This is a genomic window from Wolbachia endosymbiont of Drosophila nikananu (genome assembly GCF_028981865.1).
Lineage (GTDB): Bacteria > Pseudomonadota > Alphaproteobacteria > Rickettsiales > Anaplasmataceae > Wolbachia > Wolbachia pipientis_B.
This window is the reverse complement of the sequence record NZ_JAPQLL010000016.1, coordinates 1-21,622: the sequence shown is the minus strand read 5'-3', so window position 1 is coordinate 21,622 and position 21,622 is coordinate 1. Positions and strand designations below refer to the sequence as shown.

General features: G+C 59.9%; 23 protein-coding genes, 1 tRNA gene and 2 rRNA genes. 10 read left to right on the top strand and 16 right to left on the bottom strand.

All coding sequences use genetic code 11. The features are described 5' to 3' along the window. The 3 genes from OZD67_RS01110 to OZD67_RS01100 all read left to right on the top strand — a co-directional run. Positions 1 to 176 (top strand): 23S ribosomal RNA (locus tag OZD67_RS01110); the annotation flags it as partial. Between the two features lie 80 nt (positions 177 to 256). After that, positions 257 to 371: ribosomal RNA gene (gene rrf / locus OZD67_RS01105) — 5S ribosomal RNA — on the top strand. Between the two features lie 48 nt (positions 372 to 419). Further along, a tRNA-Met gene (locus tag OZD67_RS01100) sits at positions 420 to 493 on the top strand. On the opposite strand, the gene OZD67_RS06205 is transcribed toward OZD67_RS01100, so the two are convergent. The 5 genes from OZD67_RS06205 to OZD67_RS06200 form a co-directional block, all read right to left on the bottom strand. Then, positions 453 to 2,141, bottom strand: coding sequence for a recombinase family protein (locus tag OZD67_RS06205; RefSeq protein ID WP_102324807.1), 1,689 nt, complete (start codon positions 2,139 to 2,141; stop codon positions 453 to 455). The genes OZD67_RS01100 and OZD67_RS06205 overlap by 41 nt on opposite strands. A 35-nt stretch (positions 2,142 to 2,176) precedes the next feature. Then, complete coding sequence (locus tag OZD67_RS01090) at positions 2,177 to 2,521, bottom strand: type II toxin-antitoxin system RelE family toxin (protein ID WP_006559873.1); 345 nt, start codon at positions 2,519 to 2,521, stop codon at positions 2,177 to 2,179. Then, positions 2,514 to 2,777 carry a type II toxin-antitoxin system RelB/DinJ family antitoxin gene (locus OZD67_RS01085; protein ID WP_010511780.1) on the bottom strand — a complete coding sequence of 88 codons (264 nt, stop codon included), beginning with the start codon at positions 2,775 to 2,777 and terminating at the stop codon, positions 2,514 to 2,516. The genes OZD67_RS01090 and OZD67_RS01085 overlap by 8 nt, the downstream gene beginning before the upstream one ends. Positions 2,778 to 2,885: 108 nt before the next feature. Continuing rightward, positions 2,886 to 3,134 carry a hypothetical protein gene (locus tag OZD67_RS01080; RefSeq protein ID WP_274999651.1) on the bottom strand — a complete coding sequence of 83 codons (249 nt, stop codon included), beginning with the start codon at positions 3,132 to 3,134 and terminating at the stop codon, positions 2,886 to 2,888. A 520-nt stretch (positions 3,135 to 3,654) separates the two neighbouring features. Beyond that, positions 3,655 to 3,756 (bottom strand): YXWGXW repeat-containing protein, encoded by a 102-nt coding sequence (locus OZD67_RS06200; protein ID WP_124296136.1) that lies wholly within the window; start codon positions 3,754 to 3,756, stop codon positions 3,655 to 3,657. A gap of 477 nt (positions 3,757 to 4,233) precedes the next feature. Between OZD67_RS06200 and OZD67_RS01075 the strand changes: the two genes are divergently transcribed. Then, the gene (locus OZD67_RS01075) at positions 4,234 to 4,716 is read left to right on the top strand and encodes an Hsp20 family protein (RefSeq protein WP_075624222.1); all 483 of its coding nucleotides are present in this window, start codon (positions 4,234 to 4,236) and stop codon (positions 4,714 to 4,716) included. Between the two features lie 466 nt (positions 4,717 to 5,182). Here OZD67_RS01075 and OZD67_RS01070 read toward each other — a convergent pair whose 3' ends face one another. The 6 genes from OZD67_RS01070 to OZD67_RS01045 all read right to left on the bottom strand — a co-directional run bounded on the left by OZD67_RS01070 (position 5,183) and on the right by OZD67_RS01045 (position 10,462). Beyond that, on the bottom strand, positions 5,183 to 5,740 hold the full coding sequence (locus OZD67_RS01070) for a phosphate-starvation-inducible PsiE family protein (protein ID WP_077931518.1): 558 nt from the start codon (positions 5,738 to 5,740) through the stop codon (positions 5,183 to 5,185). A 321-nt stretch (positions 5,741 to 6,061) separates the two neighbouring features. Beyond that, positions 6,062 to 6,439 carry a hypothetical protein gene (locus OZD67_RS01065; RefSeq protein ID WP_274999648.1) on the bottom strand — a complete coding sequence of 126 codons (378 nt, stop codon included), beginning with the start codon at positions 6,437 to 6,439 and terminating at the stop codon, positions 6,062 to 6,064. After that, on the bottom strand, positions 6,436 to 6,990 hold the full coding sequence (locus tag OZD67_RS01060; RefSeq protein WP_274999647.1) for a hypothetical protein: 555 nt from the start codon (positions 6,988 to 6,990) through the stop codon (positions 6,436 to 6,438). Before OZD67_RS01060 ends, OZD67_RS01065 begins: the two co-directional genes overlap by 4 nt. Positions 6,991 to 7,814: 824 nt before the next feature. Then, a complete protein-coding gene (locus OZD67_RS01055; RefSeq protein ID WP_274999646.1) occupies positions 7,815 to 8,387 on the bottom strand; it encodes a hypothetical protein in 573 nt (190 codons plus the stop codon). Positions 8,388 to 8,523: 136 nt separating this feature from the next. Next, the gene (locus OZD67_RS01050) at positions 8,524 to 9,549 is read right to left on the bottom strand and encodes an SDR family oxidoreductase (protein WP_274999645.1); all 1,026 of its coding nucleotides are present in this window, start codon (positions 9,547 to 9,549) and stop codon (positions 8,524 to 8,526) included. Between the two features lie 25 nt (positions 9,550 to 9,574). Beyond that, entirely contained in the window at positions 9,575 to 10,462 is an 888-nt protein-coding gene (locus tag OZD67_RS01045; protein WP_274999644.1) for an SDR family oxidoreductase, read from the bottom strand. 93 nt (positions 10,463 to 10,555) lie between these two features. Between OZD67_RS01045 and OZD67_RS01040 the strand changes: the two genes are divergently transcribed. Then, positions 10,556 to 11,404: a helix-turn-helix transcriptional regulator gene (locus OZD67_RS01040; RefSeq protein WP_102324437.1), complete on the top strand. Its 849-nt coding sequence runs from the start codon at positions 10,556 to 10,558 to the stop codon at positions 11,402 to 11,404. Here OZD67_RS01040 and OZD67_RS01035 read toward each other — a convergent pair. After that, positions 11,380 to 12,615, bottom strand: coding sequence for an FAD-dependent monooxygenase (locus OZD67_RS01035; RefSeq protein ID WP_180967511.1), 1,236 nt, complete (start codon positions 12,613 to 12,615; stop codon positions 11,380 to 11,382). The two genes, OZD67_RS01040 and OZD67_RS01035, sit on opposite strands and share 25 nt — an antisense overlap. 90 nt (positions 12,616 to 12,705) lie before the next feature. Here OZD67_RS01035 and OZD67_RS01030 point away from each other — a divergent pair, with 90 nt between their 5' ends. The 4 genes from OZD67_RS01030 to OZD67_RS01015 all read left to right on the top strand — a co-directional run bounded on the left by OZD67_RS01030 (position 12,706) and on the right by OZD67_RS01015 (position 17,555). After that, positions 12,706 to 13,305: a TetR/AcrR family transcriptional regulator gene (locus OZD67_RS01030; protein WP_102324435.1), complete on the top strand. Its 600-nt coding sequence runs from the start codon at positions 12,706 to 12,708 to the stop codon at positions 13,303 to 13,305. A gap of 298 nt (positions 13,306 to 13,603) precedes the next feature. After that, positions 13,604 to 14,080: a DUF2840 domain-containing protein gene (locus OZD67_RS01025; RefSeq protein WP_102324434.1), complete on the top strand. Its 477-nt coding sequence runs from the start codon at positions 13,604 to 13,606 to the stop codon at positions 14,078 to 14,080. A gap of 1,109 nt (positions 14,081 to 15,189) precedes the next feature. Further along, the gene (locus OZD67_RS01020) at positions 15,190 to 16,956 is read left to right on the top strand and encodes a relaxase/mobilization nuclease domain-containing protein (RefSeq protein WP_274999642.1); all 1,767 of its coding nucleotides are present in this window, start codon (positions 15,190 to 15,192) and stop codon (positions 16,954 to 16,956) included. A gap of 164 nt (positions 16,957 to 17,120) precedes the next feature. Continuing rightward, entirely contained in the window at positions 17,121 to 17,555 is a 435-nt protein-coding gene (locus OZD67_RS01015; RefSeq protein WP_274999640.1) for a ribbon-helix-helix domain-containing protein, read from the top strand. Positions 17,556 to 17,681: 126 nt separating this feature from the next. On the opposite strand, the gene OZD67_RS01010 is transcribed toward OZD67_RS01015, so the two are convergent. Beyond that, positions 17,682 to 18,518, bottom strand: coding sequence for a class I SAM-dependent methyltransferase (locus tag OZD67_RS01010; RefSeq protein WP_274999639.1), 837 nt, complete (start codon positions 18,516 to 18,518; stop codon positions 17,682 to 17,684). A gap of 188 nt (positions 18,519 to 18,706) precedes the next feature. Continuing rightward, complete coding sequence (locus OZD67_RS01005; protein WP_274999638.1) at positions 18,707 to 19,552, bottom strand: aminoglycoside phosphotransferase family protein; 846 nt, start codon at positions 19,550 to 19,552, stop codon at positions 18,707 to 18,709. A gap of 55 nt (positions 19,553 to 19,607) precedes the next feature. Here OZD67_RS01005 and OZD67_RS01000 point away from each other — a divergent pair, with 55 nt between their 5' ends. Beyond that, positions 19,608 to 20,456 (top strand): aminoglycoside phosphotransferase family protein, encoded by an 849-nt coding sequence (locus OZD67_RS01000; RefSeq protein ID WP_274999637.1) that lies wholly within the window; start codon positions 19,608 to 19,610, stop codon positions 20,454 to 20,456. 18 nt (positions 20,457 to 20,474) lie between these two features. On the opposite strand, the gene OZD67_RS06195 is transcribed toward OZD67_RS01000, so the two are convergent. Then, positions 20,475 to 20,879, bottom strand: coding sequence for a GFA family protein (locus tag OZD67_RS06195; protein WP_458695114.1), 405 nt, complete (start codon positions 20,877 to 20,879; stop codon positions 20,475 to 20,477). 72 nt (positions 20,880 to 20,951) lie between these two features. Continuing rightward, a complete protein-coding gene (locus tag OZD67_RS00995) occupies positions 20,952 to 21,500 on the bottom strand; it encodes a GNAT family N-acetyltransferase (protein WP_274999636.1) in 549 nt (182 codons plus the stop codon). Between the last annotated feature and the right edge of the window lie 122 nt (positions 21,501 to 21,622).

The following is a 21,622-nucleotide window of genomic DNA, read 5'->3' as shown; positions in this document are numbered from 1 at the left end:
GGCACAGCCGGGTAGCTAAGTATGGACGGGATAACCGCTGAAAGCATCTAAGCGGGAAACCCACCTCAAAACGAGGTCTCATAGAGCCGTGACAGACCATCACGTTGATAGGCCGGGTGTGAAAGTGCAGTAATGCATGCAGCTAACCGGTCCTAATCGCTCATACTTCTCACATCAAACACATGCACAGAAATCAGCCACACTCATAAAACACCAACCTCCGCCCACTCTCAAAAAGACTGGGTGGGCTAGAAGACCTGGTGGCCATTGCGAGGGCCCTACACCCGATCCCTTCCCGAACTCGGCCGTGAAATCCCTCAGCGCCTATGATACTGCACCTCAAGGTGCGGAAAAGTCGGTCGCCGCCAGGTCCCCTAGCCCACTCACAAAAACCCCCACACCAACATCACATACACCACCGCGGGGTGGAGCAGCCCGGTAGCTCGTCAGGCTCATAACCTGAAGGCCGCAGGTTCAAATCCTGCCCCCGCAATACCCGATACCGACACTCCCGAAGCCCTGGCTCCGGGAGTGTTCGCGTTTTTGGCTCCCTGACCGCGCGAGGCGGCGAAATCCAATAGCGTGCCCAGTTCGCCATGCAGCGTGGCGTGCATTTCGCCTCGCCCCTTGCCGGGATGAAGCACGATCTTCTCGATCAGCGCGCGGATGGCCTCGGACGCTTCCTGCCGGTCCTCGGGGTGGTTCAGGGTTTCCGCCAGCCGCTCGACCTTGTGCTTGAAGATCGCCGCGACGTTGGGATGAATATCCGGTACGTCCTGCGGCTGGGCGGCGAGCAGGGCGACCAATTCATCCTCACGGGCCTCCATTTCGCGCATCCGCTCGACCATGCCACGTGTGTAACCGCCATCCTCGATGACCTGGAGCATCTGTTTCAGCCCCTTGCGCAGCCTGGTCAGTTCCGTCTGCCATCCCGCCGTGCTGGCGCGGCGTTCGTGGTTGGCGCGGTTGGTTTCCTCGACATAGGCGCGCATCGCCTCCGCCGCCGCTTCCGGGGTCATCAGCCGGTCCTTGAGGCCACACAGCACCCGGTCTTCCAATTCCGGGCGACGGATCGTGGTCCTGTTGGTGCAGGACCGGTTGTCCATGTGGGTGGAACAAGCGAAGCGGCCGCCGCCCCGGATCGAGCAGGGACCGCCGCACACGCCACAGAACACCAGACCCGACAGCAGGGATTTCGGGCGGCGCTGGCCGTTCAGCTTGTTGAGGGAGGCGCGGATACCCGCGCTGATGTTCACGCTCTTTTCCGCGATCAGCGCCTGCCGGGTACGGACGGCCTGCCAGAGATCGTCATCCATGATCCGCAGTTCGGGAACGTCGGTGATGATCCACTCAGCTTGCGGGTTCAGCCGCGAGACGCGCTTGCCGGTCTGCGGGTCTTTCAGATAACGCAGGCGGTTCCAGACGAGGCGTCCAATATAAAGCTCATTGTTCAGAATGCCGGTCCCACGCAGGGCGTTGCCGCGCAGGGTGGTGTTGTTCCACTTACCGCCCGTAGGACTGGCGATGCCTTCGTTGTTCAGACGGCTGGCGATGGAAAGCGCGCTGCGGCCCGAGGCGAACTCACGGAAGATGCGGCGGACGATTTCCGCCTGCGCCTCGTCGATCTCGCGCTCGCCCCGGATCAGTTCGCCCCGCGCGTCCATCTGATGCACGACACGATAGCCGTAGCACAGGCCGCCGCCGGATTTGCCCGCCTCGACCCGGCCCCGCAGGCCGCGATGGGTCTTCAGGGCCAAATCCTTGAGGAACAACGCGTTCATCGTGCCCTTGAGGCCGACGTGAAGCTCACTGATTTCGCCCTCCGCCAGGGTGACAATAGTGACGCCGGCGAATTGTAGGCGCTTGAACAGGGTGGCGACGTCGGCCTGGTCGCGGGACACGCGATCGAGGGCTTCAGCGAGCACGATGTCGAACTGCCCGGCCTGGGCGTCGCGGAGCAGGGTCTGGATGCCGGGACGCAGGATCATGCTGGCCCCGGAGATGGCCGCGTCGCGATAGTAATCGACCACCTGCCAGCCCTCGCGCGCGGCGCGCTCTTCACAGAGGCGGAACTGGTCCTCGATAGAAGCCGCCCGCTGGTTGTCCGAGGAATAGCGAGCATAGAGTGCGACACGGGTCATGGCGGCTTTTCCCCACAGGTGGTTTTTCGTAAGCTTTACCTTTTGCGACTTTTGCCGCTGGGCTGTTTTATCCGGTCGGCTGGCGTCTCCGGGATGCGCCCGGTTGCCGTCGTGTAGATTTCGCTGTCCTCACGGCGTCCGACCGCGATGACAAAAATGACGATCCGCTGTTCCACGACCTGATAGACGAGGCGGTAGCCGTCCTGGCGCAGTTTGATCTTGTAGAATCCCGCGAGATCGCCGTGCAGTTCGTTACCGGGAGAATGCGGGTTCAGAACCAGTTTTTCGAGCTTTTTCTCGAACTTCCTGCGAATGCTGCCGTCAAGCCCGTCCCATTCCCGAAGTGCGCGATCATCGAATTCGATCGCGTATTCAGTCATCCGGATGGCGGGCCTTGAGTTCCGCCAGCGTCATGCGGTGGCGGGGGGCGGGATCGGCGAGGCGTTCTCGGACGATTTCGATCAGCCTTGCATCTTCGTCGGTCACAAGCCGCCGCTTGACCGGTGGCTGGCCGGTCTCGGCGATATAGGCCAGGGTATCGCGCAGTACGTCGGAGAGAGACAGGCCGTGCGCGGAGAGTTTGGCGACAGCGGCGGATTTGAGGGCGTCATCGACACGGAACGTCACGGCGGACATGGCTTCCTCCTGATTGCATAACAAACGTAATACATTTGTACGAATGGAGGAAGCGCAAAAGTGGGTGATACCGGCCTCCCTGAAATGGTCCCATGGATAGGACGGGCATCATTCATCCGGTTCCTCCCGACTTGCCGTACTGCGGCCCGACGGATCGTTGTCGTTGGCGGTGTCAATCTCACCCAGCCGCCGTTCGAATTCCTCGCGGGCGATCTGGCGTCCCAGCATCCTGGCGAGGATGAACACCAGTTCGTCCATCCGCGCTTTCATCGCCGGATCGGACACGGTTCCCGGTGGATTATTATCGTTGGCCGGCGCGATCGGCCCGGCCTTCGTCCTGCGGTCCTTGTCCGTCATCGTCCTGCCCTTTCCGTCTGGAGAGAACCAGATCATGGGGCATAAAAAACGAATACCTCAAGGTGAGCACATTGTACTTTGGAGGTGAGACAATAGTACTGGTGTCGGCAATTGTCGACGTGTGCGTACTCTGGCGTATCCGGGCGTAATCCGGCGGACGACAAAAGGAGAACGTTCGGTGATATGATGAATATCTATTAATTATTCTGATATTTTTGTGAATGAGGTGAGGCGTCAGAAGCACAGACTCTTCCGTTGGGCGCCGCATAATTCACGGCGTTGCTACACCTGCTTTTGCCATGGGGCCGGATCGTGACGGGGCAGGCAAACCCCTTCGTTTTCCTGCCCCAAAACGCCGCCTGAAGACCAGGTAAGCCGAGCGCCGTGCTGGGCGTGGCCCAACTTGCATGCGATGCGGTCGCTCGCGTTGGTAGATGTTCCTCTCCGTTACGCGAGGCTCTTCATTCCGGAAAGCATGCAAGAGTTCGCTGGGTCGTCGCGGCATCACAGACGGCAGAGTTCACCAGCGCCGCCACCAGCCTCTTCGCCAGATGTAGCCGCGCGGAGTCCAGAACCAGCGGCCCGGCTCCCAGACATAGCCTCGGCGTGGCAGGGGCACCATTTCGTAGGGTGGCACCGGTGGTGGGGGGCGAATGATCGTGACGGGAGGTGGTGCAATCACGACAGGCGGAGGTGGCGGCGCGACCACGACTGGTGGTGGAACGACAACTGGTGGTCCAGCATAAATCCACGGCCTGGCCTCCGCCGGAGCCGCACTCAGCATGGTCGCGGCGAAAGCCACGGCCAGAAACTTCCATCTGACGCTATCAGGCATTGTTCTGGTCCACTCTGAACACGCGATGATGCTTTATAGCATGATGCTCGTGAAATGGGCATCGGTCCGTCTCACTCGCGAAGACGCGCAGGCAATGAAGACGCGAACGATAGAGGACGCCCAAACCTGCCCTTTTGCATTTTTGATGCCTCTTGACACCATGCATGGAGTTCCCAGATTGAATTTGCCGACCGCCGAAGGGGTCGGCAGACAGAACTATCAGTTTTGATCTTGTGTCCATGTTGCTCAAAGGAGGATATGGCTATGAGAGCCACCGTTGATTTTGCTCCCCTGTTCCGTTCGAGCGTGGGCTTTGACAGAATGCTCAATGCCCTTGATCTCGCCGGTCGAATTCCGACGGCCGATAACTGGCCACCTTACGATATCATCAAGACCGGTGAGGATGATTACCGCATCGACATGGCGGTTGCCGGACTTGCCGAGAACGACCTAGCGATCACCCAGGAGCGCAATACTCTTGTCGTGACAGGACGAAAGGCACCGGAGCCGCAAAGCGCCGCCGAATATCTCCATCGGGGTATTGCGGGCAGAGAATTCGAACGCCGCTTCGATCTGGCCGAGCATATGAAAGTCACCGATGCGCACTTCGAGAACGGACTTCTGTCCATTACCCTGAAACGTGAGATACCCGAAGCGATGAAGCCGCGTCGTATCGCGATTACGTCCTCTACGACACGCGCGGAGGAAGCCGTGCCCCAGATCGAGGCGCGGAAAGAGGCAGCCTGATGGCGTGACGAAACCTCTCCCCCGGCCATTCATCCGGCCGGGGGAGAGTCTCGAAAGGTCATGAGCATGAAGAGGATGAAAATATTTCTGCCGTGCGCTGCTCTGGGCTTGTCTCTACTGGGCCAGTCGGACGCACATGCTGCTGATCTTGCACGGGCGGCTGCAACATCGTTCGATGCGAGGGCGACTGAGGGAACGTCCACAATCCCCAAAACCGGAGCTCGCACTCATTACGAAGACGGCACAGGTGATATGCTGGTCGACAGCTTGAACGCAAGCCAGTTGGATCAGAATTACAAGGGGCCGGTCTATTATCCCGGACAACCCATTCCGCCGTTCCGGCCCATCGACACAGATCATCTGGCGCCGTCAGGGCCAGAGACGACGAAGAACACGCCCTCATCGCACGGGACGTAATGGGGCTTTTAGTAAAGGCGGCGTTAGAGACCGCCTTTACCTCGATTCTTCAGGATGAAGACCGTTCAGGCTCACAGCGGGCCGCAGGATTATCTTCGAGAGGCGCCTGTTCCCTGGCGTCGCGCGCGACACGCGCATCCTGCTCGCGAACCAGCCAGTAGACGATGCCCAGAGCCAGAACAGCCGCCGAGAGAGCGAACAGTTCCATGGCAGTCACATCATGCAGATCCAGCAGGATGAATTTGCGGGCAATCGCCAGGAGGGCGATCAGGACGATGGTTCGCACCCGGATAACGTTCTCATGCTGGGCAAGAACGACCAGCAGGGAGTGTTTGAACTCAAGAGCGATGATAACAGTAAAGATCGCGCCAAAAATCGCCTGGAAGATCGTCTGGTTGATCGGATCGATCCCGACATCGACGACCAGATGCCATACCGCGCCGATCAGATGAATCGTCGCGATGGCGGTTACCAGCATGATGAGCGCAATCAGGGTCAGAATGATCGCCTGTTCAAAACGCTCGTAGAATGTCAGGCCCCTGAACAGCTTGATGAGGCGGGACCAGTCCCTGCTTTGCCAGGAACGTTTCATGGAGAGGTCTTCCATAGCCGTTTTCCCATTTATGAATTGCGTTATAGTTCCCACGTCCTGGGTCTGGTTTTTCTTTTAGCGATGGAGAATGTCCCCATGCAGGACACGTTACGGATCACGGGTGCTCACCGCCCGTTCGAACCGCCTCCGCTTCCTTCTCGGGAGAAGGAGCAGCGCCCGCATCCGGCGCTTGCACCTGACGAAGAGGAGCCACCAATTGATCCGGACAAGGAAGGACTGGTCGAACCGCTCGATCCCTCGGATGTGGATGCGGACCCACATGCGGACTGAAACAGTCTGCGGAAAGACACGTGGTCGTTCCGGCGCACATCCGGGTCAGAGCCGGTGCCAGCGTGGCAGACGACAGGACAATGTTCTGGCATGATCTCGCACGGCCTTTGGCAAGGCCGATGTCAGCTGGTTTTCGAGGTCTCCCAACGACCAGCCCAGGGCCTTGGCCATGTGCGCGCGGTCAGCGACAGGCAGGAGTTTTCGGACCACGGCGACGGTCGTTGCTTCCGGGTCTGACGCGGTTCTCCAGCGAGAAACCCGATCGTAAACCCGGTGGTCAGCCGCCCGACGCATGAGGCCGTCATATCCCCGATCTCTTTCCTCGTCGCCAAGATAGTCGGCCAGCAGGACCGCCAGTTCTGTGCCGATCTGAACGGTCGGAAGCGACATAATTCTGTTCGGCCTGTCCGTGTGAAGAGTCATGATGCAGTCCTCAGGCCGGCGCGCGTGTCGCCCGATGTCAGAGCCGTCGCATCCAGAGGGCTGACGCTCAAGCCCGAAACAGTGGCGGTGACGTCGACATGCACGGACCCGAACAGATGGAGGAGGGCGCCCTGAGGCGTATAGGCGCCCTTGACGGCTGCCGAGGTCCGGCCGTCCATAAGGGGCGGGTCGACAAGGACCGGGCACCCGGTCTGCCGGCCCAACATCTCGATGGCGCGGGCCAGTGGCATGGATGGAATGTTCACCGGCTGCTTTTCTGTCTCGCACGACAGCACATCATGCGGCGCATGAGCTGATGTCGGCGAGGCCATTCCGACCAGCAGCATGAGGACGAGACCGACAGCGACGTGTGGTCTCTCCCTCTGCCGAAGGCGCCAAGGTTGCTTGGCCGTCTGTTCCGCTCGCTCCGTCTCTCCGGCGGAATGCGACCAAACTGGCCCCATCGTCACAAGTGAACGGGGCAAGGAGGGATGGTTATTCCAATAGTCCTGAAGCGCCTTCAGGTTGAGAAAATGGATAAAACTCGACATCTCCCTGTTCTCTCTGCTTTCGACCTCACCTTCAGAGACGCGGGGCCTCCGATGGAAGGCCCCGCTCCACCCTCTCATTCGTGCGGTCGTTCCAGAAAAGACGGCGTTTCCGCTCGGAGAAGGCGTTTCTGATCTACCCGGCGCGGTCAGTGCCTTACGCCGCGACCGGAACTGGCGGTGCGGCTCTTGCCCGCATGGGGAGACGGAACGCGAGATCAGAAGCCAGGGGATCACACCCGGCAGGGGCGACCGCGCCCGCCTGGACCAGGCGTTCCAGCGTGGAGCGAAGTCTGATCCCCGGTATACCGGTATGGGCCACCAGAGATGTTAGCGTCACGCCACGTCCGTCATGACCCAGGCGGCGGAGCACGGAGAGGACACGCGGAGCTAGCGGATCGTCTCCGAAAAGGGGGCGCGTTACCATGATACGCCTCCCTCCAGTCGGTTGCGCCATCTCCGGGCGGCTGTGCGCAAGGAGCGGCGATAGCGGGAATAAAGTCCTTTCAGTGTCGACATCCACATCCTCCGATTAAAGCAACATGGATTCCAGTTGTCCGGCTCAGGGAGCCTATGCCGGACCCGATGGCGTCCGGCGAAAGCAAGATTGGAAGAGATGCTTGCCTCGTCAAGAGGGCACGAAATGCAGATTCTTTTTCATGAATAATTTTATTATTTATGTTTGTATTTATTTTCTGTGGCGGTGTTGCGGGCAAAAATTACATGGGTTTTGTTGATTTTCGTTAACCATCATGGCGATGATCGCAGAAAATCAATATATTTTCCTTCTATGATGGTGGCCTGGGATTTTTGGGCCACCACCTGGCTTATAGAGCGCTTCCAGCGTGTCCGTTCGTCGGGACTTCCGTCCGCATCTCGACGGCGGGGGTGAGAGCCTTGGAACCAGTCTTTTGATCTCCGAGATTGTCAACTGCCATCGGCGCGGGGAGCGTCGCACAGGACTTGCTTCCGGTGCGTGACACATGAACGATTGGCGTCGCCTGACCGTTCGATGTGATCGTGATCGTCTGCATACAGGCGGTGGGTCCACCGGTGCTGACCGTTTCGAAACGCTGCCAGGACATGCTCTGCTTCGGGAGGTCGTGACCAACAGCCGGAACGGCGCGCAGGACGCCGTCCAACTGCGAGGCCAATGTCCGATCGGCCGCCTCCATGAGAGCCATATTGCGTGCCATCATGCGATCAACGGCCTCGAACATGTCGATATCGGGCATTGCCGCTGTCGTCGCGATGCCCTGGACCGGGACCAGGATACCGACCTGGTGTCCCCGTGCGTCAACGACGCGCAACGCATCTTGAGCCTGCGCAGGCAGTGCAGCCGCGCAGCAGGCCAGTGTAGCAACAAAGGCGCCGGCCTGAATCATACGAGAAAAATGCATTTTGGAATCCTCCGTGTCTGTTAAGCAGTGTCGGACGACGGCAGGAATATGGGCTGGGTAAATAGCGCCAGCAAGAGGTGGAAGAAGACTGCATTGATTGTCTGATCCGGGTATGAGCGTGTATCGTGACAGGGCCTCAAACGGCTCCGATCGTGATCAGGCTACGACCGCAATCGACGACCGTTTCTTCCAGCGGCCGGGCCTTCCAGCCGAGGACGGACTGCGCCTTGGCGGAAGAGTAGGTATATTTATGCCCGAGATAGCCGTTCATGGCGCCGAGATCGCGATCGAAGAAGCCCACAAGGCGCAGCACGAAATCCGGTAAGGCGCGCGTCGGAACCTTGGCTGCCTCCGGCCCAAGCGCGGCTTTCAGGACTCTGGCAATGTCCGCCATCCATGCAAATTCGCCCGCGCCGATGAATCTCTGACCCGCCGCCGCCGGGTTGGTCATGGCCCGAAGATGCAGATCAGCAAGATCGCGCACATCGACGAAATCGAAGCCGAGCCGTGGCAGGCCCGGCACCTTGCCCGCCAGCAACCGCTGGACGAGCCCGATGGACGGCGAAAAGTCGCGTCCGAGCACCGGTCCCAGAATGACCGACGGATTGACGACGGCCAGCGTGGTCGCCCCGCCCTCCGCGCCGATGATCTCCCAGGCCGTGCGCTCGGCGATCGTCTTCGAGCGCGTATAGGCGTCCACACCGGGGGCATCAGGATCGGTCCACACGGTCTCGTCGTATTCGCAGTCCGGGCCGCCGACCCTGCGGCTTGCCGCCGCCACGGAGGACGTCATCACCACGCGCTCCGCACCCGCCCTGATCGCGGCCCGCAGCACCCGGGCTGCACCGTCGCGGGCCGGTCTGATCAACTCGTCCGGGTCTTTCGGCGCCCGCACCAGCACCGGCGAGGCAACATGAAGGACATAGCGCACACCCTCTGCTGCCGTGTCCCAGCCTGCGTCGGCGGTCAGGTCGGCGGGAACGACGTTCAGGCGGTCGCCGGGATGGACCTCTTTTGCGATCATGGCGCGCAGTTCGGGTTCCCGGTGAAGGTCTCGCACCGTGGTCCGGACGCTGTAGCCGCGTTCCAGGAGTGAGATGATGCAGCGTGCCCCGACATAGCCCGTGCCGCCCGTTGCCAGCACCATTTCCGTTTCGTTCATGAATCCGCCTCCGTCTGCGCAGGCATCAGTCCGCGATTTCAAGCTGTGCAAGATCGGCAATCAGTCCCGGACCGGTCGGTTCCCACCCCAGTGCCTGCCGCGTCAGTGCGCTGGAGGCACTCATGTCGAACCCCGCGAACATCGCAAACTGCCCGAAGAACGCAGGTGCCTCGTCTGCTGAGAGCGAACGGACCGGCAGATCCAGACGGCGACCGAGCGTCTCGACGATATCGCGCATCGCCACACCCTCTTCGGCCACCGCATGCCAGGCGGCGCCCGTTGCCCCCTTTTCGATGGCCAGCCGGTAAAGACGGGCGACATCGAGCACATGCGCCGCAGGCCAGAGATTGCTCCCATCGCCCACATAGGCGCAGGTGCCGTTCTGACGGAACGTCTCGATCAGCGGCGTGATAAGCCCCTGCCTGGCCCGGTCATGGACCTGCGGCAGGCGCACCACCGACGCGCGGATACCTTGCGGGATCAGCGCCAGCGCCGTCTGTTCGGACACGCGCGGGAACGGGAAGTCCGGCAGAATCACATCGTTTTCGGTCGCCACCTGTCCCGGCGATGCCAGTCCTGCCAGCCCGCCCGTGGCCAGGAGCGGCTTGTTGGAGGCGGCAAGCGCGGACCCGAGCGCCTCGATGGCGCGACGATCCGCTTCGCAACTGGCCATGAAGTTCGACCAGTCATGGATAAAGGCCAGATGAATGACGGCATCCGAAACCGCCGCCCCCTTTTGCAGGCTGTCGAGATCTACGAGCGTGCCGCGCTGCACCTGCGCGCCGACGGCGGCGAGGGCGCGCGCCCCGTCATCCGAACGGGCCATGCCAAGCACGTCATGACCGGCGGCGACCAGTTCCCTGACGGTCGGCATGCCGATAAATCCGGTGGCACCAGTGACGAATACACGCATGACAGTGTCTCCCGCTTTCAGATGAAGACAAATCTCGGTCCATGCTCTATTCTGTTAAAGTAGTGATTTTATCGTATTATAAAGACTAACAGGATGAACGAACACCAGCACGTCGAGAAGCGGCTAGGCATCTGGCTGAAGGACCGCCGCGCACGGCTCGATCCGGTCGCCTTCGGCCTTCCCCTGGAACGTCGCCGCACGCCCGGCCTGCGGCGCGAGGAGGTCGCGCAGAGGGCAAACATCAGCCCGACCTGGTACACCTGGCTCGAACAGGGGCGTGGCGGAGCCCCGTCTGCCGACGTGCTGGACCGGATCGCGCGCGCCCTGATGCTGACCGATGTCGAGCGCGAGCATCTTTTCCTGCTCGGCCTCGGCCGCCCGCCCGATGCCCGGTATCGCAAGAGCGGCAGCGTCACGCCGCGCCTGCAACGCGTGCTCGACGCACTGGACCCCAGCCCGGCGGTCATCCGGACCGCGACCTGGGATGTGCCGGCCTGGAACCGGGCGGCGACCATCATGCTGGGCGACTACAGCGCCCTGCCGCCGGGGGAACGCAACATCCTGCGGATCATCTTCCTCGATCCGCGCTCCCGCGCCATGCAGCCCGACTGGGAAAGCATGGCACGCTACGTGGTCGGTGCCTTTCGCATCGAGACGACGCGGGCCGGCGCGGCGGACGAAGTCGCCCCCCTGGTGACGGAACTCTGCCGGCTCAGCCCCGAATTTTACACAATGTGGCATGAGAACAGCGTCACCGAGGCACCCGCCGACATCGTCAAGCACATCGATCACCCAGTCCTCGGCCCCTTCGCCTTCGAACATTCGACGTTCTCGGTCGATGGCCGGCCCGACCTGACCCTGGTCGTCTACAATCCGGCGACACCGGCGGACGCCGAGAAGCTCAGAACCGTCCTGTCTCACCGTAGCGAAGCTGATGCGTAATCCGGCAGACGCAATGCGCTATGCACCGCCTGTTTAGTGTCATCGAATACGCCGACCGCTCCGTTCCGGGCGATTTCGGCGAGGATCCGGTCGCGCGTCTCGATATCCTTTTGCGTTCTGGGCAGGAAGAACGCCCCATTCTCAGCGGTGGCCAGTGCCTGATTCGCCTCGACAAAGGGCCGCGCAAGGCGCTCATAGGCTGCGAACGCGTCTTGCGGGTCGTCATGGGTGGCCAGTTCGCCTGCCAGCACATACGCGCCCACCAGTGCCAGGCTGGTGCCTTGTCCAGACCGGAAAGACGGCGCGAACGCGGCATCGCCCACCAACGCCACGCGCCCTTTGGACCAGTGCGGCATGCGGATCTGGCTGACGGAATCGAAATACAGATCATCGGCCTGCGCCATCGCATCGAGCAGACGCGGAACCTCCCAGCCCATGCCGGCGAAGGCTTCCCGCGTACGCCGGATCTGCTCCTGCGCGTCACGACTGGCGGAAACCGGCGCTTCCTCCGTCGCAAAAGCAAGAAAGCCGAAGACCCTTGGGCTGTCCTGAACCGCCCAGATACCGGCCGTGCGTCCTGGCTCGGCATGAACGATCCCGCCATGCGACAGGCCCTTGTCATTGGGCATGGAAAAGAGATTGAAGCAGAAACCAAGGGAATGGTTGAACGGCTCCTCGGGGCCGAAGACCAGGCGACGCGTCCGTGAGTGCAGCCCGTCCGCGCCGATGACGATATCGTATCGTGCCTGCCGGCCACTGGCGAACCCGACATCGACGCCCTCACCGTCATCATGGAGGGTGTCGAGTGAGTCGTTGAAACGGTACGCGACGCGACCGTTTCGGGTCGCGTCATGGAGCAACGTTGCCAGAGTGCCGCGCGGCAGTTCGACATCGCGGTCGGTGTCGCTGCCGATCGCCTCGTAGATCGGCACGCTGCCGATGATTTTTCCAGCTCCATCCACGAAGGTCATCGCGCGGGAGGCGATATGGGCCGCGCGGATCGAGGGCAGCAGGCCCATACGCTCGACCACGTCGATCGCCGTGCCGCGCACGTCGATCGGGTATCCGCCGGTACGGATCGTCGGTGCCCGCTCGACCACCGTCACGTCGAACCCATGACGATCGAGCCAGAAGGCGAGCGCTGGTCCCGCGATGCTGGCGCCGGAAATGAGGACGGATCGGCGACCCGCTGGAATCGTTGGCGTGCTCATGATATCCACTCATAGATAAGATTCCTCGCGCATCTTATAGGGCACGCGAGGAGAAGCAATAAGATTCGCAATGCATCTTAATGGAGCACCATGAGAGTTCGAGGGCGGACACGTCGACGCGGGGCGGCGCTGGAAGAGGCGATCCTTGAGGCCGCCTGGGCCGAAGTCATGGAACGCGGTTATGAAGGGCTGACGATGGAGAATGTCGCCCGGCGCGCGGGAACCAGCCGCCCGGTGCTGCATCGCCGTTGGACGAGCCGCACGGCGCTCGCGACGGCCGCACTCGCCCAGCAATTCGCGCGGGCGAACATCGTCATTCCCGACATGGGCAGTCTGCGGGAGGAACTTTGTCTTCTTCTCCGGTGCATGTCGGATCGCGCCGGGTCCCGGGACCTGCAACTGTTCTTCGACATGCAGAAGGATCTTGTCGCCGAACGATCGAGCTTCGCCGACATTCGGGCGCGCATCGTGGACGGCAGCCAGTTCCATGCCGTCATCGGCCGGGCCATCGATCGGGGCGAGATCGACCCAGCCTGTCTTACACCCCGGATCGCATCGCTTCCGCTCGATCTGGTCCGGCACGAGATGATGATGACGTTCCAGCCGCTCTCTGACGACGCGATCCGTGAGATCGTCGACGACATCTTCCTGCCATTGGTGCGCCGCGATAAGCCGTCTTTCCAGATGTGACAACAGGCCACATGTTCATGACTCTTATCCCATTCCTGTATCAAAACAGAGAGATTTACCCTTCGTGAAACCGACACGAGATTGATAATCTATGCATGAGGTTCCTGATCTTTCGTTCTTCATGCTCCGGTTCAAACGACTGTCAAAGATACCTGTGGCGTTCCGCCAGGTGCTGGCCCGGGGAGATTTATAGAGCCTCACGGAACATGGTCGTAAAACTCGGGGTGCTTTCGTAGCCGAGATTGTCGACAATGCCCGTTTTGGCGCACGAGTAGGCCGTGAAGAGGAAACAGAGGCGATGATCGACGATCCGTCCGCCCTGATCACGACGGTCGAACTGACCTGGATCGAGAAGCGGGTGGAACGCTGGCTGCGCTTCGGCCGACCGGTCGCGGACACGATCCTCGACCGTCAGCGGCGTGTGCTGAGCTTCGCCTCCGGCAGCGTGTTCGCCTTCGTCCGCTGGGCCGCAAACGATTATGGCACAGTTGAATCGCACATCGACATCGTCCGCACGGTCGGCTCCGGCGAAGACTACCAGACCGTCCCCTGTGTGCAGCCCGGTGGCGAGGTGTTGCTGCACCAGAGTTCGTGGCCGCGCGTCCAGCGTGTGCTGGAAGCGATCGACACGATCGAGGCGCAGGACATTGATCCGATAGAGGTCAGTCCCGACTACTGGCGTCACCTGCACCATCGGCTGGAGGCACGGCAGCAGCCCGACGCCTATACCAAAGCACGGCATCGGGCATGGCTGCGTCGTCGCGCGCTGCACTGAGCGTGCCGTCCGCGCGTGGCCGGCGGACGTTTGCCCGCGCCTTTCCCTCCTCTTTCCGGCTGGCTTTTCCATCCTCTTGTCGCGTTCGTTTTGTGCCGGAACAACGCGACGCTTCGCGCCGCGAGCGGAAGGCGTCGGCTGAGCCACCGCGTCTCTTTCGGGATGCCTTTGGCGCTGCTCCGGACACCCTTTCGACGAACGATCCGGTGTTCAGTGACACGAGTTTCCCCGCATCCGGAACACGATCCGCATGCGGTGGACGGGCGGCCCAGATGCACGACGACCGCAAGCTGACCGATTGGTCATCGTCGACGGGAGCGTCATCAGTTTGACAGTTCCCAATCATGTGCGGACGTCGATTCCGATCACGTCCGACGCATGGTTTTGACGTGTGCTCGGCACGTCATAAGAGACATCGAAGATCGGTCGCGGCAGCGTTTCGTCGTCCAGTTCGCGTGGTGGCGCGAGGCGCTTCGTGGCAGGTTTTGCCAGTCATTCCGGTCAGGTTGGCTAGGGGGCGTCAGATTCGGAAAAGCCGAATTCAGAGGCCGGAAAGAAGAAAAAACGTGAGGGCAAGATTAAAGGAACCGGCACTCCTGCCGGTCCGGACCTGCGGTTTTCTCTGTCTGCACATGGGGTTAGGGAAAGTTCGAGTGGCACTCTGGATTTTGCTCGACTGAGCCGTCATTTTTCAGGAGCGAGGGTTTCTCGCCGTTTCTGACGGCACTGTTCCCCGAAAAGCTTGGTTTTCGCGAGGTCTGGCCATGGCGCAGGATGACGACACCGCGTTCCGCCCCAGAGTTGGACGCATCCCCTCGAAGGGCGGTGCCGCGCGCGGTCGCACGGACTTTTTGACGGGCATTCGGACACAGGTTCGCAGGCAATCCCTGTCCCCCGGAAAGAGGGGCGGCAGCGGGTCAGGCGGCGGCAGTGGCCGCCGTTCATCTGTTGGGTCGGGTGCGACCTCGCGTGCGGGGAGCGCGTCGCGTTCCGGTTCCACCCGTGGGGTGGGTCGCGGGCGTGGCGCGTCCTTCGTCCGCGCGCGCGGGATCGCCGGCTGGCGGCATCAGGTTCCTGGTTCCCGGCGTGTGACCGTGAAGGCGCGTGTGGTGCGTCAGGCCGGGAAGGGAGGCGGAGCCGCTGCCCACCTGCGTTATATCCAGCGTGATGGCACCTCCCGCGACGGCGAGCGTGGCGTCCTTTATGGCGCGGAGACCGATCGCGCCGATGCGAAAGCCTTCCTCGAACGCGGGGTGGAGGACCGGCATCAGTTCCGCTTCATCGTCTCGCCGGAAGACGTCGACCGGATAGACGATCTGACCGACTTCACCCGCGACCTGATGACACAGATGGAAGCCGATCTCGGCACACGGCTGGACTGGGTGGCGGTGAACCATTTCAACACCGCGCATCCCCATGTTCATGTCGTGGTCAACGGTCGCGACGACCAGGGCCGCGACCTCGTCATCGATGGCGGCTATATCACCCATGGCCTCCGCGAACGCGCCTCCGAATTCGTGACGCTGGACCTCGGTCCCGTGTCCGAGATCGAACAGCGCCGGAAGCTGGAAGCCGAGATCGACCGCGACCGCTTCACCCGCATCGACCGTGCCCTGCTGGATCAGATGAAGGACGGTACCCTCGACATGCGCCCCGGTATCGAAACACCGACCTCTGATCTGGCGGACCGACGGCTGCGCCTGTCGCGTCTCGCGAAGCTGGAACGCATGGGACTGGCCAGCCAGACGGAACCGGGCAGATGGACACTCGACGAGCGGCTGGAAGAGCGCCTGCGGAACCTGGGCGAGCGGGATGACATCACGAAGCAGATGCACCGTGCCCTGAAGGCGCGCGATAAGGGAACAGCGCCGACGCGCGACCCGGCGCATTTCCGCTTTCACGGCGAGGTCCCAGACAAACCGGTCATCGGGCAACTGGTGGGCAGGCACCTGACCGACGAACTCGGGGAAAAACTGTCGCTGGTGGTCGATGGGATCGACGGGCGGGTGCATCACCTGCGCGGCTTCGATCCCGCCCAGATGAAGGACATCCCCGGTAGCGCGATCGTGGAAATCGCCGCAGCCCCGGTTCCCGACAGACCACGCCCGTCCGACCGGGCGATCCTCGCCCAGACCGAGAACGGGATCTATCGCCCTTCGGCCCACCTGGAGCGGATGCAGCTCGACCGCTGGAGCCTCAAGGGTAGCCCGGAAGACCTGATCAAAGGTCATATCCGCCGTCTGGAGGCATTGCGCCGGGCCGGGATTGTTGAACGGCTGGATGCCGACCGCTGGCGCATCCCGGAAGATTTTCAGCAACGCTCCATCGCCTATGACGCCGCCCGTGCCCCGAAAGCGACGGTGCGGCTGCTGTCGGCCTTCGATCTGGAGGTGCAGATCGGCTCCGATGGCGCGACCTGGCTCGACCGGCGTCTGGTGGGCGGGGTAAGCCGCGACGGCGACCGGGTGGAGGCCGGGTTCGGGGGCGACGTCGGTGATGCCTTGGCCAGACGGCAAAAAGCTCTGCTCGACCGTGGAGACGCCAGCCTCACCCCGGAGGGCATGGTCCGCTACCGCAAGAACCTGCTGGCGACGCTAGAAGGGCGGGAGGTGGAACGGGTCGGACAGGTGATGGCCGGGAAGCGGGGGAAGCTGTGGCGTCCGCTTGATCGCTTCGAGACCATCCAGGGCACGATGAAAGGTCCGGTCGATCTGGCCAGCGGGCGCTTCGCGGTGGTGGAAAGCGGGCATGAATTCTCGCTGGTGCCCTGGCGGCCGGAGATCGGGAAACAGCGCCAGAAGGAGATGGCGATCTCCATGGACGAGCATGGAGGCATCTCGTGGGAACTGGGTCGGGGCAGGGGGCTTGGCTTGTAGCGCGATGCCCCGCGATTCGTCCCGGAATGCAGACAAACACCGACAGCAGCCGCCAATTTTACGCTAGGCTACGCCACTGCACGATGGCCATCCAACAGGGACTTGCACTGGGGAAATTTCAGCGCACTCTGTCATCGGACCCCCAAAAAACCGGGAGCGCGGCGATGACCAGACGGCAGCGGATGAACGTGTATTTCGAGCCGGGCCTGCTGAAGCAGGTTGAGGCGCTGGCCGAGCGCCGCAAGGTGTCGAAATCAGCAGTGATCGAGGCGGCGGTGCTGTCGCTGGTCTCCGGCGAGGACGATGGACGCCGGGACGCGGCTCTTTCGAAACGCCTGGACCGGCTCGGGCGGCGGATCGACGATGTGGACGAGGCCGTCGCCGTGCTGGGCGAGGCATTCGCGCTCTATACGCATGCCTGGATGATGCGCCAGCTTCCCATCCCGGCGAACGAGAACGAGGCCGCGAAGGATCGAGGCGCGGAGATGTATGCCCGGTTCAACGAGGTGCTGGTCCGGCGGCTTGCGAAGGGACAGCGGTTCCTCAGCGAGCGCGTGCGGGATGTTGCAGGGCGGAAGGAAGCAAATACCGGTAGTTAGAACGGTGGGGTTATTACGATGTGTGGCGGGGGATTGGCCGGCTTTCAAAGAGTGATAGCGATTGATGACTTCTACTGGATAAGGACCATGATATCATTGCATAAAATTATCCTTACCGAACCGCCACTATGCGGAGAGCGCATCAATCACGTGCGGACTAGCCTTGGAATTCGTCTCTTTTGTGGGCCAACCGAAGTAAGAAGAGATGCCGACACGATCATAGTCTGTAAAATTATTTAGCCGGCATTTACGCAAAATGGCGTGCATTTCGTCTGGATTAAATCGACTCAGCCATGGCTCTCCAACAGAAGCGACAAAAGCATTCCGCTCCTCCATGAGCGTTCTGTGGCTTCCTTCATAATTTTCAATGGGTTCACCGTAATCGAAGACAATCTCGGAACTCGGAATGCTGGCGACGAAGCGTAGGGTATTTTCGATACTTTCCTGCGTGAGATAAGGAACCACGCCCAGCCACGAGAAAAACGCGGGCTGGGTAGGATCAAATCCAGCACTCACCAGACAGGAATTCAGACTGTCCTGCTCAAAATCAACCGGCACGAATGTCAAGGAAGCCGGCGCGCTCAGCCCTATCTGCGCAAGGTGCCGACGTTTCCAATCTTGCATGATAGGTCGGTCCACTTCAAAGACGGCGAGGCCGCTACTTTTATGGGGATTGCGGAGACCGAATGTGTCAACGCCTCCTCCCATTACAATGGCCTGTCGCACGCCGCGCTGCACAGCCTTAGCCAGTCTGTCTTCTGCGATACGGCTTCGAATGGCCATGAAAAGACGAAAGTTTTTCTCTCCCACCGCATCTGATTCTGCTGCTAGAATCCCTACGTGTTCACCTAAAATTGGTATCGCGAGCGGATCAGAGAAAACTGCCCCATTTTCTAATAGCTGGTGTTTGGCCCGATGTCGCGCCACACGCCATGCGGTTACACTTGGGCATGCATCTATCATGATATCTCTCTGACCAGCATTAAGCTTTCCAAGGTGAGCATTTAGAGCATGCCTCAATCAACTCCCTTTGTGGAATATCAGACCAGTGAACATGCATTGCCTCATGCCACCATGTGCTAACGGCAGATCTGGTCTATCTTGTTTAATTAAAAAAGCAGTTCGTATATTTGATGTGAGGTGAAAACAGGTTACAGATTTAGGGCGTTGGCGGCCAACTCTGCGATGTGGCGTTGCGTCTTCGGTTCAAGTCCTTCCTCAATAAACCAGACGGCAGATAGGCCGCTCCATGCGTGGATCCATTTTAGTAGCCTTACCGGCTCCACCCCGGCGCAGGCGCTGACAACCCTGAGGCGTCGTTCGAAATTCTTTTGAAGTGTCGCATACGGTCGGTGTTCGTCTGCGAGGTCCGGGTTGAGAAAGAGGGTGGCGTATTCTGCGGTCCGTTCGCCAAACAAGCCTTTTGGATCGATCGCGCGCCAATCTTCGATCCCGAAGTTCACAATGTTGCCGTGGTGAAGATCGCCATGCAGGATTACATTTTCATTTTGCTGCCGCAGTAACGAGTCGGCCTGTCGGGCGCACGATATTAGCCAGTCTTCACTTTGGAGTGGTAATGTCAGTAAATCAGAGAACCAGTCTTCCAGTGTTCGCATTTTTATGTCGGGAATTACATGTTGCGAGTGCAACACAGCTGCAACACAGCATATGTGGCGTGTCGCTATATCGTCGTTTCCTGCATAGACGATATTCACAAGAGATTCGCCAGTTACAGCGCGTTCGAGCAAAATTGCATTTTGGTCATATTTAATGACTGAAGCCGCGCCGTGCCCCGCCCACAAAGCCATGAGGCTGTTTCCTCTTTGTTCATCTGGGTCGTCAGTGATTTTCAGCATGGCTGACGCGCCGTCATGAAGAACCGGCCTCAGATACGAACTGGCTGTTCGGATGTCCGGTCCGTCTTCAGTCAGACGCCATCGCAGCATATAGTCTGCTGCCAATGTGGGCGGATCAGAAAAGTGAAGCTTATGAGGCATGTGCTGATTCTACATTACGTGAGTGATGTAGGCTACGGGACATGAGGCAACGGAAATGATGGAACAGTTACCTCTTGATATCCTCGAATCAGTTCTGGGGTGGAAGCCTGTTTCATATAGTGCCGTAAAGAGGGGCTATACCCCGATTGCCCGATATCTCGTGTCCAATGGCGAGCGAAAAGCATTCGTAAAAATTGCAACGACGTCTCATACAGCCGTTCTATTACAGCGCGAGATCATGGCCTACAGGTCTATAAAAGATGCACCGACTGCGAGAATGATTGGCTATTCGTTAGACGTGGCCATGCCAATTCTTGCGATTGAAGACCTGAGCGATGCGTCATGGCCGCCTCCGTGGACGGATCATACGGTCTCAGCGGCACTCGCCGCCATTGGGAAGCTACATGCATCCCAGGCCGATCTTCCATCGTTTGCGACGATACATGGCAGGGATACCCAAGGATGGACGAGTGTTAAGATAAACCGCAAGCCTTTCCTGGCGATTGGCCTCGTAACGGCCGAATGGTTGGCGAAGGCCCTGCCGACTCTCATTGAGGCCGAGGCCGCTTGCTCAACGAACGGTGATTCTCCGTGTCATTGGGATTTGCGGAGCGACAACATGTGCCTGGTCAGGGGGGAGATGAAGCTGATCGATTGGGCTGAGGCATGCCTCTCTAACCCGCAACTCGATTTAGGGTTCTGGTTACCAAGCCTGGCTTACGAAGGTGGCCCGAGCCCGGAAACTATATTGCCGAATGCGCCCGAAATCGCTGCCTGGGTGTCCGGGTTCTTCGCGGCACGTGCCGGGCTGCCGGATGTTCCGGATGCTCCGTTCGTGCGGCGAGTTCAGCGCGAACAGCTATCGACTGCGTTACCGTGGGCCAGACGTGCGCTTCAACTCTGAAAACGTCTATCCTTTTATTTATATTGATGTTTTTGTGTCACGTGATCGTGGATAAACTACAAGATCGTCTGTGATTTGGTCCCAATCTAGAATTTCGCATGCCCAGACGTGGAAAGTCGGAGGGGCCGCGTTCGGGTTGTCCAGGCTCACTGTCATGACGTCGAGTTCGGCGGGAGAGTCGTCCCGGCGATATGTCAGGGGCGACCCGCACCGGCCACAGAAACTACGGGTAACGCCAACTGAGGACGTGTAATCAATCGGTTCACCATGGGTATAGCGAAAGTCGGCGGAGCGGACGCCAATGAAGGGAAGGCAAGGTGCCGATGCCGTGCGCCTGCAGGTCTGGCAATGACAAATACCACTGCTAAGCGGAGCCCCGTTAATGATGTAACGGATCATGCCGCAAAGACACCCACCCTCCATCTATCCCTCCTAGCGGAATAATTCCATGGCCTGATTTTGTAACGTTTTTAAAAAATATTAAGTAAATAATGATCATGTAAAATATTTATAAACTTTGTTTATGTATTCGTCCCGCATGAGAGTAAAAATTTGATCGTCTGACGCTTTAGTATGGTGAATGTTTTCTGGGCGCATTCCGATCTTCGTCGCAACATTGATAGATCCTCTATTTTCTATACGAATGTCGGCGATAATTTTATCCAACCCGGCAACTAAAAATGCGTGTCGGAGAACTGCTGTTGCGGCTTCCGTCGCGTAACCTTTTCCCCATGCTTTTCTGACCAAGCGCCAACCAATTTCAATGTCTGGGCCGACACTGTCATGAGGGGCCAGCAGAATCCAACCGAGAAACACATCGGGTTGTCCATGTTCAAATATCGACCAATATCCGAGGCCATTTCCGTAGTTTCTTTCGATCCGTTTGCGCACGAACGATATATGTTGATCGGGGTCATTCCACGGACCCGCCACGAATTTTGTGACTTCAGGATCACAATCCATTGCGACGCTCGCGGTCAAATCGGATAGAGTCCTCGGCTTTATAATGAGACGCGCCGTCTGGAATGTCGGAAGTTCTGCCATTCGGCTCCCACCTGCATGATGTTCGTATTTATCGTATTATGCATGCGTCCTATCATTTTGTGGATGTTAGATCGCAATTTGAAGTGAATGTTGGTATCGGCCAGACCGTGCCCCCGCAACCA